16 protein-coding genes are annotated in these 14,915 nt (G+C 66.1%); 6 read left to right on the top strand and 10 right to left on the bottom strand.

The window, feature by feature from the left end; all coding sequences use genetic code 11:
- Positions 1-69: 69 nt before the first annotated feature.
- Both BST28156_RS05880 and BST28156_RS05875 read right to left on the bottom strand, forming a co-directional pair.
- A complete protein-coding gene (locus tag BST28156_RS05880) occupies positions 70-441 on the bottom strand; it encodes a DUF2471 family protein (RefSeq protein WP_009695019.1) in 372 nt (123 codons plus the stop codon).
- Between the two features lie 129 nt (positions 442-570).
- The gene (locus BST28156_RS05875) at positions 571-1,182 is read right to left on the bottom strand and encodes a helix-turn-helix domain-containing protein (RefSeq protein ID WP_040130735.1); all 612 of its coding nucleotides are present in this window, start codon (positions 1,180-1,182) and stop codon (positions 571-573) included.
- Between the two features lie 161 nt (positions 1,183-1,343).
- Between BST28156_RS05875 and BST28156_RS05870 the strand changes: the two genes are divergently transcribed.
- The 4 genes from BST28156_RS05870 to BST28156_RS05855 all read left to right on the top strand — a co-directional run bounded on the left by BST28156_RS05870 (position 1,344) and on the right by BST28156_RS05855 (position 5,377).
- Positions 1,344-2,543, top strand: a complete 1,200-nt coding sequence (locus BST28156_RS05870; RefSeq protein WP_174901675.1) for a glycine C-acetyltransferase — start codon at positions 1,344-1,346, stop codon at positions 2,541-2,543.
- Between the two features lie 13 nt (positions 2,544-2,556).
- Positions 2,557-3,585, top strand: coding sequence for an L-threonine 3-dehydrogenase (gene tdh, locus BST28156_RS05865; RefSeq protein ID WP_060240304.1), 1,029 nt, complete (start codon positions 2,557-2,559; stop codon positions 3,583-3,585).
- Between the two features lie 633 nt (positions 3,586-4,218).
- On the top strand, positions 4,219-4,842 hold the full coding sequence (locus BST28156_RS05860; protein ID WP_174901674.1) for a TetR/AcrR family transcriptional regulator: 624 nt from the start codon (positions 4,219-4,221) through the stop codon (positions 4,840-4,842).
- Between the two features lie 55 nt (positions 4,843-4,897).
- Positions 4,898-5,377 carry a nuclear transport factor 2 family protein gene (locus BST28156_RS05855; protein ID WP_174901673.1) on the top strand — a complete coding sequence of 160 codons (480 nt, stop codon included), beginning with the start codon at positions 4,898-4,900 and terminating at the stop codon, positions 5,375-5,377.
- A 584-nt stretch (positions 5,378-5,961) separates the two neighbouring features.
- On the opposite strand, the gene BST28156_RS05850 is transcribed toward BST28156_RS05855, so the two are convergent.
- Positions 5,962-7,047: a tartrate dehydrogenase gene (locus BST28156_RS05850; RefSeq protein ID WP_174901672.1), complete on the bottom strand. Its 1,086-nt coding sequence runs from the start codon at positions 7,045-7,047 to the stop codon at positions 5,962-5,964.
- A gap of 120 nt (positions 7,048-7,167) precedes the next feature.
- Here BST28156_RS05850 and BST28156_RS05845 point away from each other — a divergent pair, with 120 nt between their 5' ends.
- On the top strand, positions 7,168-8,091 hold the full coding sequence (locus BST28156_RS05845) for a LysR substrate-binding domain-containing protein (protein WP_060240295.1): 924 nt from the start codon (positions 7,168-7,170) through the stop codon (positions 8,089-8,091).
- Between the two features lie 109 nt (positions 8,092-8,200).
- On the opposite strand, the gene BST28156_RS05840 is transcribed toward BST28156_RS05845, so the two are convergent.
- The 4 genes from BST28156_RS05840 to BST28156_RS05825 form a co-directional block, all read right to left on the bottom strand.
- Entirely contained in the window at positions 8,201-8,665 is a 465-nt protein-coding gene (locus BST28156_RS05840) for a hypothetical protein (protein WP_174901671.1), read from the bottom strand.
- Between the two features lie 63 nt (positions 8,666-8,728).
- Complete coding sequence (locus tag BST28156_RS05835) at positions 8,729-9,946, bottom strand: DUF3734 domain-containing protein (protein WP_009695008.1); 1,218 nt, start codon at positions 9,944-9,946, stop codon at positions 8,729-8,731.
- Between the two features lie 259 nt (positions 9,947-10,205).
- On the bottom strand, positions 10,206-10,991 hold the full coding sequence (locus tag BST28156_RS05830) for a 3-hydroxybutyrate dehydrogenase (protein ID WP_174901670.1): 786 nt from the start codon (positions 10,989-10,991) through the stop codon (positions 10,206-10,208).
- A gap of 52 nt (positions 10,992-11,043) precedes the next feature.
- Positions 11,044-11,784 (bottom strand): acetoacetate decarboxylase, encoded by a 741-nt coding sequence (locus tag BST28156_RS05825; RefSeq protein ID WP_009687317.1) that lies wholly within the window; start codon positions 11,782-11,784, stop codon positions 11,044-11,046.
- A 432-nt stretch (positions 11,785-12,216) separates the two neighbouring features.
- On the opposite strand from BST28156_RS05825, the gene BST28156_RS05820 reads away from it, so the two are divergent.
- Positions 12,217-12,798: an undecaprenyl-diphosphatase gene (locus tag BST28156_RS05820; RefSeq protein ID WP_174901669.1), complete on the top strand. Its 582-nt coding sequence runs from the start codon at positions 12,217-12,219 to the stop codon at positions 12,796-12,798.
- 28 nt (positions 12,799-12,826) lie between these two features.
- Here the strand turns inward: BST28156_RS05820 and BST28156_RS05815 are convergent, their stop codons facing one another.
- The 3 genes from BST28156_RS05815 to BST28156_RS05805 all read right to left on the bottom strand — a co-directional run bounded on the left by BST28156_RS05815 (position 12,827) and on the right by BST28156_RS05805 (position 14,780).
- A complete protein-coding gene (locus tag BST28156_RS05815; RefSeq protein ID WP_174901759.1) occupies positions 12,827-13,048 on the bottom strand; it encodes a hypothetical protein in 222 nt (73 codons plus the stop codon).
- A 164-nt stretch (positions 13,049-13,212) separates the two neighbouring features.
- The gene (locus tag BST28156_RS05810; protein ID WP_437341284.1) at positions 13,213-14,031 is read right to left on the bottom strand and encodes a siderophore-interacting protein; all 819 of its coding nucleotides are present in this window, start codon (positions 14,029-14,031) and stop codon (positions 13,213-13,215) included.
- Between the two features lie 38 nt (positions 14,032-14,069).
- The gene (locus BST28156_RS05805) at positions 14,070-14,780 is read right to left on the bottom strand and encodes a PadR family transcriptional regulator (RefSeq protein WP_174901667.1); all 711 of its coding nucleotides are present in this window, start codon (positions 14,778-14,780) and stop codon (positions 14,070-14,072) included.
- Positions 14,781-14,915: the final 135 nt, after the last annotated feature.

Here is a 14,915-nt window from a genome sequence, read left to right as displayed (position 1 = left end):
ATATGGTAGCTGTTTCCGCAACATCCCGGTGAGTGTGGGGTCGGGCGGGCCGCCAGCCCGGGCGGATGGTCAGTCGCCCCAGGCCTTGGACGGCCGATGGGTGCGCACGCGCGGTGGCGTGTCGTGCGCGGCGGCTTCGTAGGCGAGCACCGCGAACGAAAACACCGCGGGCAGCGCGTTCGACCGGCCGAAGTCGATCGGATCGTCGGTTTCGGGAAACGTCATGTCCGACGGCCGTTCGAACAATTGACGCATGCCGGCGTCATGGCGGCTCGCAAAGCCGAGATCGGCCAGCGCCTCGGCTTCGATCGCGTGCAGCAGCCGCCATGTCAGCGGCACGCGCTGGCGGATGTAGCGCCCGGCAATATGGCGGACGATGTGCTCGAGGTCATGCGCGGCAGCCTTGAAGCTGAGCGCGGCCAAATCTTGTTCTTCTGTCATCGCAGGCTCCTGTCGGCCGGCGCGGACGCCTCGGTGCGCCGGCTCCGGCCATGCATGGCGGAATGTCCGTATACTGTACAAACATACAGTGTTTCATGCAACTGGCCGTTGGGACGACTGTACGCGTCGTCAGCGATGGATCACGATCAGCAGTGCCCGCGCTTCGGCCTTGCCGGGGTTGCGGATCGCGTGCGGCGCGTCGGCCGGATAGCGCGCGGTGTCGCCGGCTTTCAGGCGCCGGCTCGCCGCCGCGGCCTCGATCTCCATCGCGCCCTGCAGGACGGTCAGGTGTTCGCGCGTGCCGGGTTCGTGCGCGTTCGACACGAGTGCGCCGCCGCCCGGCAGCGTCAGTTCGTACCACTCGAACCTGCCGGCGAGGTCGATCGGACCCCACACGCGCAGCTGGTACTGGCCGTCGTGGCCGGCGAGCGTCGGAATGTCGTGCGGGCCGTCCACGCGGATCGTTTCCGCCGCCTTCGGCTGCGAGAACAGTTCGTCGAGCGTGATGCCGAGCGCGTTCGTCAGCCGCCATGCGACGGCAATCGTCGGGTTGGCCTTGTCGCGCTCGATCTCGGAGAGCATCGACTTCGATACGCCGGCCGCGCGCGACAGGTCGTCGAGCGTGAGCCGACGTTCGTTGCGCAGCCGCTGGATCTGCTCGCCGACACGCGGCGGCGTCGCGGCCGGGGGTTGCGGTGCGGCGCCGGCCGGCGCGCGCCGCGATCCGGAGGAACTTGCCATTTGGATTCCGTTCGCTTAGAGTTGTTCGGTATTTCGAATTCTAGTTCGGAATATCGGATAAATGCGGTCAACCGAACGACCGACTATAACAGTAGCAGGCCGCCGCGCCGCCGCCACGAGCGGTATGCGGCGGAGTGCGAAACCCTGTCAGGAGCTTTGCGATGCGTGATGCCTTTCTCGCCCGGGTGCGCGGGACGCTGGACCAGATCCGCGCGGACGGTTTTTACAAGACCGAGCGCGAGATCGCGAGCCCTCAAGCGGCGGCCGTGCGGCTCGCCGGCGGCGCCGGCGTGCTGAATTTCTGCGCGAACAACTATCTGGGCCTCGCGAACGATCCGCGGTTGATCGCGGCGGCGCAGGCCGGCCTCGACCAGGACGGCTTCGGCATGGCGTCGGTGCGCTTCATCTGCGGCACGCAGACCGTGCACAAGCAGCTCGAAAGAGCATTGGCGGCGTTTCTCGGCACCGAGGACAGCATCCTGTATTCGAGCTGCTTCGATGCGAACGGCGGCCTGTTCGAAACGCTGCTCGACGAGAACGACGCGGTGATCAGCGACGAACTGAATCACGCGAGCATCATCGACGGTATCCGCCTGTGCAAGGCGAAGCGCTATCGCTACCGGAACAACGACCTGTCCGATCTCGAGGCGAAGCTCAAGGAAGCCGACGCGGCCGGCGTGCGCCACAAGCTGATCGCCACCGACGGCGTGTTCTCGATGGACGGCATCATCGCCGATCTGAAAGGCATCTGCGATCTCGCCGATCGCTACGGCGCGCTCGTGATGGTCGACGATTCGCACGCGGTCGGCTTCATCGGCGCGCATGGTCGCGGCACGCCCGAGCACTGCGGCGTCGAAGGCCGCGTCGACATCATCACGGGCACGCTCGGCAAGGCGCTCGGCGGCGCGTCGGGCGGCTACGTCGCTGCGCGCCGCGAGATCGTCGAACTGCTGCGCCAGCGCTCGCGCCCGTATCTGTTCTCGAACACGCTTACGCCGAGCATTGCCGCTGCGTCGCTGAAGGTGCTGGAACTGCTCGGCAGCGACGAAGGCGCGAAGCTGCGCGAGCGCGTGCGCGACAACGGCGTGCGTTTCCGCCAGCAAATGACCGAAGCCGGCTTCACGCTCGTGCCGGGTGCGCATCCGATCATCCCGGTCATGCTCGGCGATGCGCAGCTTGCGTCGAACATGGCCGACAAGCTGCTAGGCGAAGGCGTCTACGTGATCGGCTTCTCGTTTCCGGTCGTGCCGCGCGGCCGTGCGCGCATCCGCACGCAGATGAGCGCCGCGCATACGCCCGAGCAGATCGATCAGGCGGTCGCCGCGTTCGTGCGCGTCGGCAAGTCGCTCGGCGTCGTGTGACGGAGGCGCGACCATGAAAGCACTGGCAAAGCTCGAGCGCGGCCCCGGGTTGTCGCTCACGCGCGTGAAGCGTCCCGAAGTCGGGCACAACGACGTGCTGATCAAGATCCGCCGCACGGCGATCTGCGGCACCGACATCCATATCTGGAAGTGGGACGACTGGGCGCAGAAGACGATTCCCGTGCCGATGCACGTCGGTCACGAATACGTTGGCGAGATCGTCGAGATGGGGCAGGAAGTACGCGGCTTCGCGATCGGCGATCGCGTGTCCGGCGAAGGCCACATCACCTGCGGCTTCTGCCGCAACTGTCGCGCGGGGCGCCGGCATCTGTGCCGCAACACGGTCGGCGTCGGCGTGAACCGCGAAGGCGCGTTCGCCGAGTATCTGGCGATTCCCGCGTTCAACGCGTTCAAGATTCCGCCGGAAATTTCCGACGATCTCGCGTCGATCTTCGATCCGTTCGGCAACGCGACGCACACCGCACTGTCGTTCAACCTCGTCGGCGAGGACGTGCTGATCACGGGCGCGGGCCCGATCGGCATCATGGCCGTCGCGATCGCGAAGCACGTCGGCGCGCGCAACGTCGTCATCACCGACATCAACGACTACCGGCTCGAACTCGCGCGCAAGATGGGCGCGACGCGCGCGGTCAACGTCGCGCGGGAGTCGCTGCGCGACGTGATGGCCGACCTGCATATGACGGAAGGCTTCGACGTCGGCCTCGAGATGTCGGGCGTGCCGAGCGCGTTCACGAGCATGCTCGAGGCGATGAACCACGGCGGGAAGGTCGCGCTGCTGGGCATTCCGCCCGCGCAGACGGCCATCGACTGGAACCAGGTGATCTTCAAGGGGCTCGAGATCAAGGGCATCTACGGCCGCGAGATGTTCGAGACCTGGTACAAGATGGTCGCGATGCTGCAAAGCGGCCTCGACCTGTCGCCGATCATCACGCATCGCTTCGCGGTCGACGATTACGAGCAGGGCTTCGCCGCGATGCTGTCCGGTGAAAGCGGCAAGGTGATTCTCGACTGGACAGCCTGAACCAGCTGCAGGCCGACGGGCAGCGCGACTGGTGCGTCGCCTGCCCGTCTTTATCCGGGAATCGATTTCCTGGTCGTCGTCAGGGCGGTTTCCGCTCTTGAGGTGAGAAGATTCGGGAGCCGGTTGCAGGCCTCGAATTGCCGCAGCGACGTGCGTCGGTCAGGCGCGCGACGAGCGTGTCGATGCGCGGGACACGCGTCATGCAGCGTATCGTGAGGCGATCGCGGTGCGCATGCGTTGAACGCGTGCGGTGACGAGCCAACGCCCGTCTACTTCACCTTCGACACTGCGCTCTTCAATATCGCCGTCCCACATTGCCTGACACGCGTTCCGTCAGTCGCTGCCACGTCATTCATCAGGCAATACTGTCCCCTCACGTTATTCCGCCCGATTGCACCGTCTGCCTGGCGGTGTTTCCGTGCCAGCGATGGATGCGGGCGTTCCTCGCGCTACTCTCTTGCCGCAGCAACGTGATCGAATCGGCGAGCTGCAACTCACCACATGCGGTTCACGCTTGCCACCCGACGCGTGATCGAATCACACTCCCTTTTCCTCACCCTTTCACCCCTGCCGCCGGAATGGCTTTGCGGCGACTCCATTGACGACGGAGAACGATCGTTCTACCGTTAACCCATGAACACTCATGACGACCTGTCCGGCGAGCCGGACGTACGCGCGCGGCTGCTCGACGCGGCTGAGGCGCTGATCTATTCGGGCGGCATCCATGCGACGGGTGTCGACGCGATCGTGAAGCGCTCCGGCGCGGCGCGAAAGAGCTTTTATTCGCACTTCGAATCGAAGGAGGCGCTGGTCGTCGCGGCGCTCGAACGTCGCGACGAGCGCTGGATGCGCTGGTTCGTCGACGCGACGCTGGCGCGCGGCAAGTCGCCGCGCGCGCAGTTGCTCGGCATGTTCGACGTATTGCGCGACTGGTTCGCGCAGCCCGGTTTTCACGGCTGCGCGTTTTTGAACGCGTCCGGCGAGATTCCCGATGCCGACGATCCGGTGCGCGCCGTAGCGCGTGCGCACAAGGCGCGCTTGCTGGCGTTCGTGCGCGAGCGGTTCGACGCCTACGCGGACACGGCGGGTATCGAGCGCCGCGGGCTCGCGCGCATCGCGCGTCAGTGGCTGGTGCTGATCGACGGCGCGATCGGCGTTGCGCTCGTCAGCGGCGACGCTGGCGCCGCGCGCGATGCGCGCGCGACGGCCGAACTCTTGCTCGACGCGGTTGCGCCGCCGTCGAAGGAGCCGAAGTAATGCTTTCGAACCAGCTGCGGTTGCTCGCGGCCAGAATCTTGAACAGGAGCCTCCGATGTCCGATTCGTCTGAAGTTCGCCCGCCCGTCCCGCCGTTCTCGCTCGAGACCGCGCGCCAGAAAGTCCGCGCCGCCGAGGACGCATGGAACACGCGCGACCCGCAGCGCGTGTCGCTGGCCTATACGCCGCAAAGCCGGTGGCGCAATCGCGCGGAGTTCGTGACCGGCCGCGACGAGATCGTCGGCTTGCTGCAGCGGAAATGGACGCGCGAACTCGACTACCGGTTGATCAAGGAGCTGTGGGCGTTCGGCGGCAATCGCATCGCGGTGCGTTTCGCCTACGAATGGCACGACGATGCGGGCAACTGGTTCCGTTCCTACGGCAACGAGAACTGGGAATTCGACGAGAACGGACTGATGGCGCATCGTCATGCAAGCATCAACGATCTGCCGATTCGCGAAGCGGACCGTCTGTATCACTGGCCGCTCGGCCGACGTCCGGACGACCATCCGGGGCTCTCCGATCTCGGGCTGTGATGCGCCGGGTCTCACCGACTGCGGGCCGGCGTGTGTCGATCGCGGAATGCCGCAGCCGTGTGCGAAGGTGAGGGAATACGGGAGATGATGCACTGACGGTGAGGATTTTCGGGATCGTGTGGAAGGCCGCATCGGCGCGTGTTTGTCGAACGAATCGATGCGGCGTTGCGCGTCGCGGATTGCGCATGTGGGCACATGAAGGCGGCGACCGATGACGGCATGGCGCGATGCGTGTCGTGTCAAGGCCCGTCGGTGTACCGCGACACGAGCCGCCGCTCACCGATCGAATTCGCCGAAACGTGCCAGCCGACATCGCGCAAGCACGCACAACGGTGTGCTTCACCGCAAGCGGCTTCTCACCAGTCGAACCCGACACCGAACCGCAACATCATCGCGCCCGCTCAAGACAGCGCGAATGCTCGCCTTCCGTTGCTCACCGTTCGAACCTGCGACGTGCAAGTTGGCGATCCTCGCGAACGCGTCGATCCATTGCACGGGTGCGTATCGACCTGGCGCGTCGCTCACCCCAGGCGAGCCACGCAAAACCCGGCGCGAGCCACACCACCTCGCGCCGGCCGCATCGTTCAACCCGCAATCCGTGCCGCGATCGCTTCGCCCACTTCCTGTGTCGTCGCCTGACCGCCGAGATCGCGCGTGCGCGGCCCGCTGCGCAACACGTCCTCGATCGCGGCGACGATCGCGTCGTGCGCTTCGCGTTCGCGTCCCGCGCCGTTGCCGATGAAGTCGAGCATCATCGCCGCCGACCAGATCATCGCGATCGGGTTTGCGATGTATTGGCCGGCGATGTCCGGCGCCGAACCGTGCACCGGTTCGAACAGCGACGGAAACGTGCGGTCGGGGTTGAGGTTCGCCGACGGCGCGATGCCGATCGTGCCCGTACAGGCCGGCCCGAGATCCGAAAGAATGTCGCCGAACAGGTTCGACGCGACGACGACGTCGAAGCGATCCGGCTGCAGCACGAAGCGCGCGCACAGGATGTCGATGTGCTGCTTGTCCCAGACGATCTCCGGATAGCGTTCGGCCATTTCGGCCGCGCGCGCGTCCCACCACGGCATGCTGATCGCGATGCCGTTGCTCTTGGTCGCGACGGTGAGCCGCTTCGCGCGCCGTTGTGCGAGCTCGAACGCGAACTTCAGCACGCGCTCGGTGCCGTGCCGCGTGAAGATCGACTGCTGCATGACCACTTCGCGCTCGGTGCCTTCGAACATCGCGCCGCCGACCGACGAATATTCGCCTTCGGTGTTCTCGCGCACGATCATGAAATCGATGTCGCCCGCGCGGCGGCCGGCGAGCGGCGACGGCACGCCGTCGAACAGGCGCGCGGGCCGCAGGTTGATGTACTGGTCGAACTCGCGGCGGAATTTCAGCAGCGAGCCCCACAGCGAAATGTGATCGGGCACCGTCTCGGGCCAGCCGACCGCGCCGAACAGGATCGCGTCCATGCCCGACAGCTGCGCCTTCCAGTCGTCCGGCATCATCGTGCCGTGCTGCGCGTAGTAGTCGCAGCTTGCCCAGTCGATGTGCTCGAATTCGAAGCGCACGCCGAAGCGCGCGGTCACGGCGTCGAGCGCGCGCAACCCCTCGGGCATCACTTCACGGCCGATGCCGTCGCCGGGAATCACGGCAATTCTGTAGGTCCTGTCGCTCATGCAAGTCTCCTTTGGCGGGTCGGGCCGCTGCCGATACGCGGCGCAGCGGTACATGACGCCATTCTATTTATTTCCATCCGGATAAAATCACGCGAAAGGTTAATCGACTTTCCACGAATCGTGAATAAATCGCCGAATCTCGACGACCTGCGCGTGTTCAGCCTGGTCGTTCGCCTGGCCAGCTTCAGCGCGGCCGCCGAGCAGCTCGCGGTGTCGCCCGCGTATGTCAGCAAGCGCGTCGCGATGCTCGAGGCGCAGCTCGGCACGCGGCTGCTGCATCGCTCGACGCGCCGCGTGACGGTGACCGAAGCCGGCGAGCGCGTGTACGCCCGTGCGGAAAAGATTCTCGACGACGTCGACCATCTCGTCGAAGACGTGTCGACCACCCGCACGGTGCCGCGCGGCACGCTGCGCATCTCGAGCAGCTTCGGCTTCGGCCGGCATGTCGTCGCGCCCGCGCTGCTCGACTTCACTGCCCGCTATCCGCAACTGAACGTGCGGCTCGATCTGTTCGACCGGCTCGTCGACGTCGCGGCCGAAGGATACGACCTCGACGTGCGAATCGGCGACGCGATCGCCGATCACCTGATCGCGCGCCGTCTCGCTGCGAACCATCGCGTGCTGTGCGCGTCGCCCGACTATCTCGCGCGGCGCGGCACGCCGCGTACGCTCGCGGATCTCGCGTCGCACGACTGTCTCGCGATCAAGGAGCGCGACCATCCGTTCGGCGTCTGGCGGCTGACTATGCGTGGCGAGACGGTGACGGTGAAGGTCGGCGGCGCGCTGTCGACGAACCACGGCGAAGTGGCCGTGCAGTGGGCGCTGGCCGGACGCGGGATCGTGCTGCGCTCGATCTGGGAGGCGGGGCCGCTGATCGAACGCGGCGCGCTGTGCCGCGTGCTGCCGGATGCGGTCCAGCCCGCGAACATCTGGGCGGTGTATCCGGAACGCGTCGCGGCATCGGCGAAGGTGCGCGTGTGCGTGGATTTTCTCGCGGAGGCGCTGGCCGGCCTGGATGCCGCGGCGAACGGCGATCCGGCCTGAACACGGTCAAAGGTGAGCTTTTTCGGGAGCAGGCGTCGCAGCGACGAAACGTGAGCGACGGTGTGGAATATCGATCACCGTCGCACGCGGACGGAGCGCGACATCGCCTTCAAAGACGATTGTCTTTCGCCAGCATCAGCACGCGCGCCCAGCGCTGCGCGTCGCGCTTGTCCATCATCGGCAGTTGCCATTCGCCGCGCACGGCGTCGCGCACGCGCACGACGAGATGCCAGCGATCGCCGATCGTCGCGGCCTCGCAGCCGTCGAGCTGCGACAGCGTATAGCGGCCGTCCGCGCCGTCGTGCGACAGCCACAGCAGGCCCTGTGTCGCCGACAGGCGCAGTTCGCCCCACGCGCGATGCACGATGTGGGTCCAGCCTTCTTCCTTCGTGTTCGGCGCGATGTCGCGGCGGCGCTTGATCCACCACGCGATCAGCGCGATCAGGACGGCTGCGGCGAGCACGGCGGCCGCAATCGCGACCGGCTGGCCGAACTGCGCGGCGATGACGTGAAACAGATGAACCGCGCCCCAGCCAACCGCGATGAGCGCGAACAGTGCGATGAAAATCGGCATGTCGAATCGGAAAAGAAAAACGGACCGGCGCGCGTATCGCACCGGTCCGTATGGCACACGGTCTTACCGCTTGCGGTGAATGTCGTGCGTGACGAAGCCCGCGTCGTTCTGGGGCAGCGCGAGGCCGTCCTTTGCCGCGAGCGTCTTGCGGATGTCGTCGAGACCGGCGGACCAGTGGTCGCGCATCGTCGACAGACCGAACTGATAGTCCTTGTAGTGATGCTCGTACGCCTTCTGCTGATAGATCAGGTGCTGGATGTTGTACTTCTTGCCGGACGACATCGCTTCGGCCTCGATGCACCAAGGATCCGTCTTGCGCTGCTCTTCCGGCACCTGTTCGAGCACATGGCGCAGCACGTTGCGGTAGCGCTGTTCGCGCTGCAGCGTGTCGGTGACGAAACGCGTGCGGCTCGAATACTGTACGTCCTTCGTGCGTTCGGCGACATCGGCCATCGTGCGCGGCAGCGGCCCGCGCGCGCTCCACAGGTCGACCTGGAACGCGAGCGTGTCGCGCCGCGGACGCGCGCGCAGCACTTCCATCAGCGGCGTGTTCGACACGACGCCGCCATCCCAGTAGTACTCGCCTTCGATCTCGACCGGCGGGAACGCGGGCGGCAGCGCGCCGGAGGCCATGAAGTGCTCGGGTTCGAGACGGATGCGCGTGTTGTCGAAGTACACGAAGTTGCCGGTGCCGACGTTGACCGCGCCCACCGACACGCGCGTCTCGCCCGAATTGATCCGGTCGAAATCGCACAGCTTCAGCAGCGTCGCGCGCAGTTGCGACGTGTCGTACCAGCTGATCTTCTGCGGATGATCGGACACGCCCGGCAGCGGCGGCGGGAAGCGCGGCACGAAGAAGCCCTGTTGACCCTGCATCATCGCGCTCGCGGCCTGCGACGCGGTGAAGAAGGTGCGGACCTGATCGATGCTGTTGAACAGCGCGAATTCGAACGCGGCGGGGATCGCCGGAAAGAACGCCGGCTTGCAGATCGTTTCCCAGAACTCGCGCAACCGCTCGACGCGGTGTTCGGGCGCGTTGCCCGCGATCAGCGCGGTATTGAGCGCGCCGATCGAGATGCCCGCGATCCAGTCGAGCGGAATGCCCGCTTCGTGCAGTCCTTCGAACACGCCGGCCTGATACGCGCCGAGTGCGCCGCCGCCCTGGAGGACGAGCGCGATCGTTTCGTACGGCAGCGACCGCGCAGCGGTCGGCGCGCCAGCCTCGTGGTGCAGGTCCGCCGCATCGACGGCCTGTTTTTCTGTACGGGCGTGCGGTTTCATCAGTTGCTCCGTAAAAACCCGCCATCGGTGGCGGGGAAGAAAGGCATCACGTAGACAGACGGCATGCCTTCGTTGGAACGGTTGGGGTGATTCCTGTTTGCGGCGATCGCGTCAAGTCGCACGATGGACTCCTGAACAAACGGAGCTCGTCGGCAGCGAGGAAATCGGCATTCACTCGCTGCGTTGCACATGCTTCGATGCGAACCTGCATCGCCGGGGCCAGGCGCGGGAATCGCCTCCCTGCCGGGCGGCGGCGCGGTTACTGCATGAACCAGCCGTGGCTGACGACGAACGACTGGCCGGTCAGCGCGGCGCTCGGGAACGCCGACAGGAACAGCACCGTCTGCGCGACGTCCTGCACCGTCGTGAACACGCCGTCGACCGTGTTGCCCAGCATCACCTTCTTGATCACTTCCTCTTCGCTGATGCCCAGCTCCTTCGCCTGCTCCGGAATCTGCTTGTCGACCAGCGGCGTGCGCACGAAACCCGGACACACGACGTGCGAGCGCACGTTGTGCTTCGCGCCTTCCTTCGCCAGCACGCGCGCCAGGCCCAGCAGACCGTGCTTGGCCGTCACGTAGGCCGACTTCAGCGGCGACGCTTCGTGCGAGTGCACCGAGCCCATGTAGATCACGACGCCGCCGCGATCGTCCTTGTACATGTGCTTGAGTGCGGCCTTCGTCGTCAGGAACGCGCCGTCGACGTGGATCGCCTGCATCTTCTTCCAGTCGGCGAACGAGTAGTTCTCGATCGGGTTGACGATCTGGATGCCAGCGTTCGACACGAGGATGTCGACCGAGCCGAAGGTCTCGGCCACCTTGTCGATGCCGCTGTTGACGGCTTCCTCGTTGGTCACGTCCATCGCCACGCCGATCGCCTTGCCGCCCGCCTTGACGATCTCGTCGGCGACGGCGTTCGCGCCGTCCTGGTTCAGGTCGGCGATCGCGACCGCCGCGCCCGCCTTCGCGAGTTCCAGCGCGATTTCCTTGCCGATGCCGCTCGCGGCGCCCGTGACGACTGCGGTCTTGCCATTCAGGTTGCTCATGTTCGAATTCCGGTGGTGTAAGGATTGACAGGGAGAAAGGACTGCGGACCTGTTACTGGGCCAGGTAATCGTAGACGACTTCGCCGAGGCCGAGTGTCAAATCTGCGACGAGGTGGCGCGCTTCGACGATCTCGAGCACCGGCAGGTCGGCGACCGGCGCAAGCGCGTGCGGCGCCAGCTCGAGCGACGCGGGGCCGGTCCACGCGCCCTTCATCTTGATGTCCTGCATGTAGTAGCGCACCAGTTCGCAGACGCGTGCGGTGCCGTCGACGTGCGGGATGATCTTCAGCAGGAAGTTCGGGCCGGCGAGACGCTTCGTCTGCTCGTCGATGTCGAGCTCCTTGTGCTTGTAGCCCATCGTGCCGGTCGCGACGCGCACCTTGCCGTAGTCGAGCGTGCCGAGGATGTGATCGGTGTTCACGTGCAGCGTGGGCGACGCGAGCTTCTTCGGGAAGCCCCACAGCTCGCGGCCGCCGGCGATCGGCGGGTGATCATCGAGATACATCGCGAGCGTGTAGCCGCCCGGCTGGCCGTTGTATTCGACCGGGATCACCTGGCCGCTTTCGGTGTAGTCGCCGAAGCCGGTCGAATCGGCCATGCGAATGAATTCGTAATGCACGAGCGGCTCGGTGACCTGCAGCGGTTCCGGGACGATTTCGCGCAGACGGTCCGGGTCGGTGCGATACGTGATGATCAGGAATTCACGATCGACGAATCGATAAGGACCCATCGGAAAGGCAGGGCTGGTCAACGGCATCGCAAACGCTTTCGATCGGACATCGCTGGGTTTCATGCGGACTCCTTGTTGTTGATCGTTTCGTGGATGAGTGCTCGTAAGCTCGTAATCCTATGCCTGTGCGACGCCGTTGTGCGATGCCGCAATTGGAATTAATTGTTGCGAGATTCGAAGGATTGACTGCGCAAATGTTGAGGCGAATGGTGCTAACGGCGCGTGGCGGTGCCGGGATGCTTGATCATCGCACGCGTCCATGGCGCCTGAATGTGAAAGAAGGTGAGGTTTTACGGGATAGTCGGTGAGGTTTTACGGGAGACCGTCGCGCCGGAATGTGACAACTGTGTGAACTTGTGTTGCACTGCGGGTTCTAAGCGCGTTCGTCCGCTGTGCCGACGGCGCGTTAAGCGCCGCTTAAGCGTGCCGGAGTCAACATTACGTCAGGCCGGGAACACCGGCCGAGTCTTTTCGTCCCCCTCGCAACCGCCATTCATGCCGAACCTGAATCTCGCCCTGTTTTCTGCCCTCAACGCCGGATCCGCGCCGCAGCCCGGCGTCGCCCGCCTCGCGATCTTCGCGGCCGACTGGCTCGTCTATGCGCTGCCGGCGATGCTGCTGCTGACCTGGCTGTTCGGCGAACGCCCGACGCGGCGCCAGGCGATCGAAGCCGGCGTCGGGGTCTGCGTGGCGCTCGGGCTCGCGCAGGTGATCGGGCACATCTGGTTTTCGCCGCGGCCGTTCATGGCCGGCGTCGGCACGCAACTGATTCCGCATGCGCCGGACAGCTCGTTTCCGAGCGATCACATGACGTTCGCGTGGAGTCTCGCAGCCGGCCTGCTGCTCGGGAGCACGACGCGGGCGACCGGATGCGTGGTGGCCGCGCTGGCGCTGGCGATTGCCTGGGGGCGCATCTATGTGGGCGTGCACTGGCCGTTCGACATGGCCGGCGGCGTGCTGGTCGGTACGGCCGGCGCGCTGGCCGCGCACCTGTATGGGCATCGCGTGACCGACCTGCTCGAGCGGATCGGCGATACGGTGCACGCCGTCGTAATGGCGCGTCGGCGCGCGCGGTAACCAGCAGGAGAAGGTGGAGCGGGCGCCGTCAGCCGGGCGCCTTCGCCGATTCGCCCGCCGTGGACGGGCCGGTGCCGCCGTGCAGTTCGGGCGTATCCGCCGGCTGCTGTGCGGCATCGCGTTCTAGGGCGCTTTCCTTCAGGATCGCGCACATCGCGACAAACAGCGCGAGGACAACGGCGGCGAGACTGCAATAGCCGGCGATCCTCAGGTTGCGAAGGAAAGGCGAAGCGTGGCTTTCTCTTGTCATGACCGGGCGCTCCTGGACGGGCTGCGGCGGCTGTCTCCCGACAGCGGCGCCGCTGACATATATATACCGTCGCGAGGTGGATGCCAAGCCTGTCGGAGCGGCCCGGTGCGGGCGTGCGCGGTATGTCGGTCTCTTCTGTCCCGTATGCCGGACGCCCCGACGCTTCAGTCGTCGAGCGTCTCGTGCACGGCCGTCGCGCCGCGCTTCCAGTAGGCCGATGCGCGGATGCGCGACTTGTCGACACCGCGCTCGCCGGTCAGGTGCTGGCGCACCGCCCGCATCGACAGCGCTTCGCCGGCCGCCCATACATAGCCGTCGCCGTCCGGCAGCGGCAGATCGCGCAGCGCATCCAGCAGCGCGTCGTCGTCCGCGTTGCCGGCTTCGTCGCGGAAGCGCCAGACTTCATGCACGTCGGCGCGCGTGTCGAACGCGATCTGCGCGCTGCGATCGGCCACCTCCATCACGACCGCGACGCGCGAGCCGGCCGGCAGTTCCTCGAGGCGCCGCGCGACGGCCGGCAGCGCCGTATCGTCGCCGATCAGCAGATGCCAGTCGAAACCGGTCGGCACGACGAACGAACCGCGCGGGCCGCCGATGCCGAGCCATTGACCGACACGCGCCTGGGCCGCCCATTGCGATGCGGGGCCCGGATGGTTCAGCACGAATTCCAGATCCAGTTCGCGCGCGGCGCGGTCGAAGCGGCGCGGCGTGAAGTCGCGTGCGACCGGCTTCGGCTCGCCTTCGGGGAACTCGGGGCCGTTCGCGCCGAGCGTCGGCAGTGCCGGGCATTCGGCGCCGGGCGGCGGGAAAAACACTTTCACGTGATCGTCGAACGACGCCGATTCGAAATCCTCGAGATCGGGGCCGCCGAGCGTGATGCGCAGCAGGTGCGGGGTGACCGCGTGCACGCGCAGGACCTGCAGCAGGCGGAATTTGAGCGTATGGCGCACGCGGGTCACGGTGCGCTCGGATGGGTTCTGAATCAATCCGTTCTCCTTATGGTTTGGCGACGCGGCGCGGATCACGCGCCGGTGCCGCCTTCGATCTCGGCGGTCGCGCGGCGCAGGATGGCGGCGATGCGCCGCTGCTCGTCGGCTGCGGCTGCGCTCTTGTGCAGCAACGCGCGCTTCAGCGCGACGCGCGCCTCGACGAACTCGGGCAGCCAGCCGGCCTGTGCTTCATCCTGCGCGTCGGCGCCCGCCGGTTCGCCGGCGAATGCGCGGCGCATGAATTCCATCTTGCGCGCGAGGTGCGTGAGGCGCGCGAACAGCGTGTCGACGCGCTCGCGCTGCGTGTCGAGATGGGTGCGGCCGGCGTCGGTGAGCGCGTAGCGCTTGCGATTGCCTTCCGCCTGCGACGCGACGAAGCCGACTTCTTCGAGATAGGTGAGCGCCGGATACACCATGCCGGGGCTCGGGCTGTAGAAGCCGCTCGAACGCGTGTCGAGCGCCTTGATCAGTTCGTAGCCGTGGCTCGGCTGCTCGGCAAGCAGCGCGAGCAGCAGCAGCTGCAGGTCGTCGGAGCTGAACTGTCGGCCGCGCGGCATGCCGTCGTCGCCGAAATCCCCGAAGCCGCCGCGTCCGCCGCGGCCTCCGAACGGGCCCCCGCCGAACGGGTCGTGGCCGCGCCGATGGCGGCCGATTGCGTGCCAGAGGCCGACGATCCAGTCGGGGCGGGCATGCGCACCATGACCGTCACATCGGGCATGGCCGCGGAAGTGGTTGTGTCGCATGATCCTGTCCTATATGTCGAAAAACATATCTAAAGATATATATCGAAAGATATAGAGTCAAGGGGAATTATTGGGGGTGCGATGGGGTGGGGTTGTTGCAGGTTGGCAAAAAAGCGACCTTCCCTGCCCTAACCG

This window comes from Burkholderia pseudomultivorans (assembly GCF_902499075.1).
Lineage (GTDB): Bacteria > Pseudomonadota > Gammaproteobacteria > Burkholderiales > Burkholderiaceae > Burkholderia > Burkholderia pseudomultivorans.
This window is presented reverse-complemented; position numbering and strand designations above follow the sequence as displayed.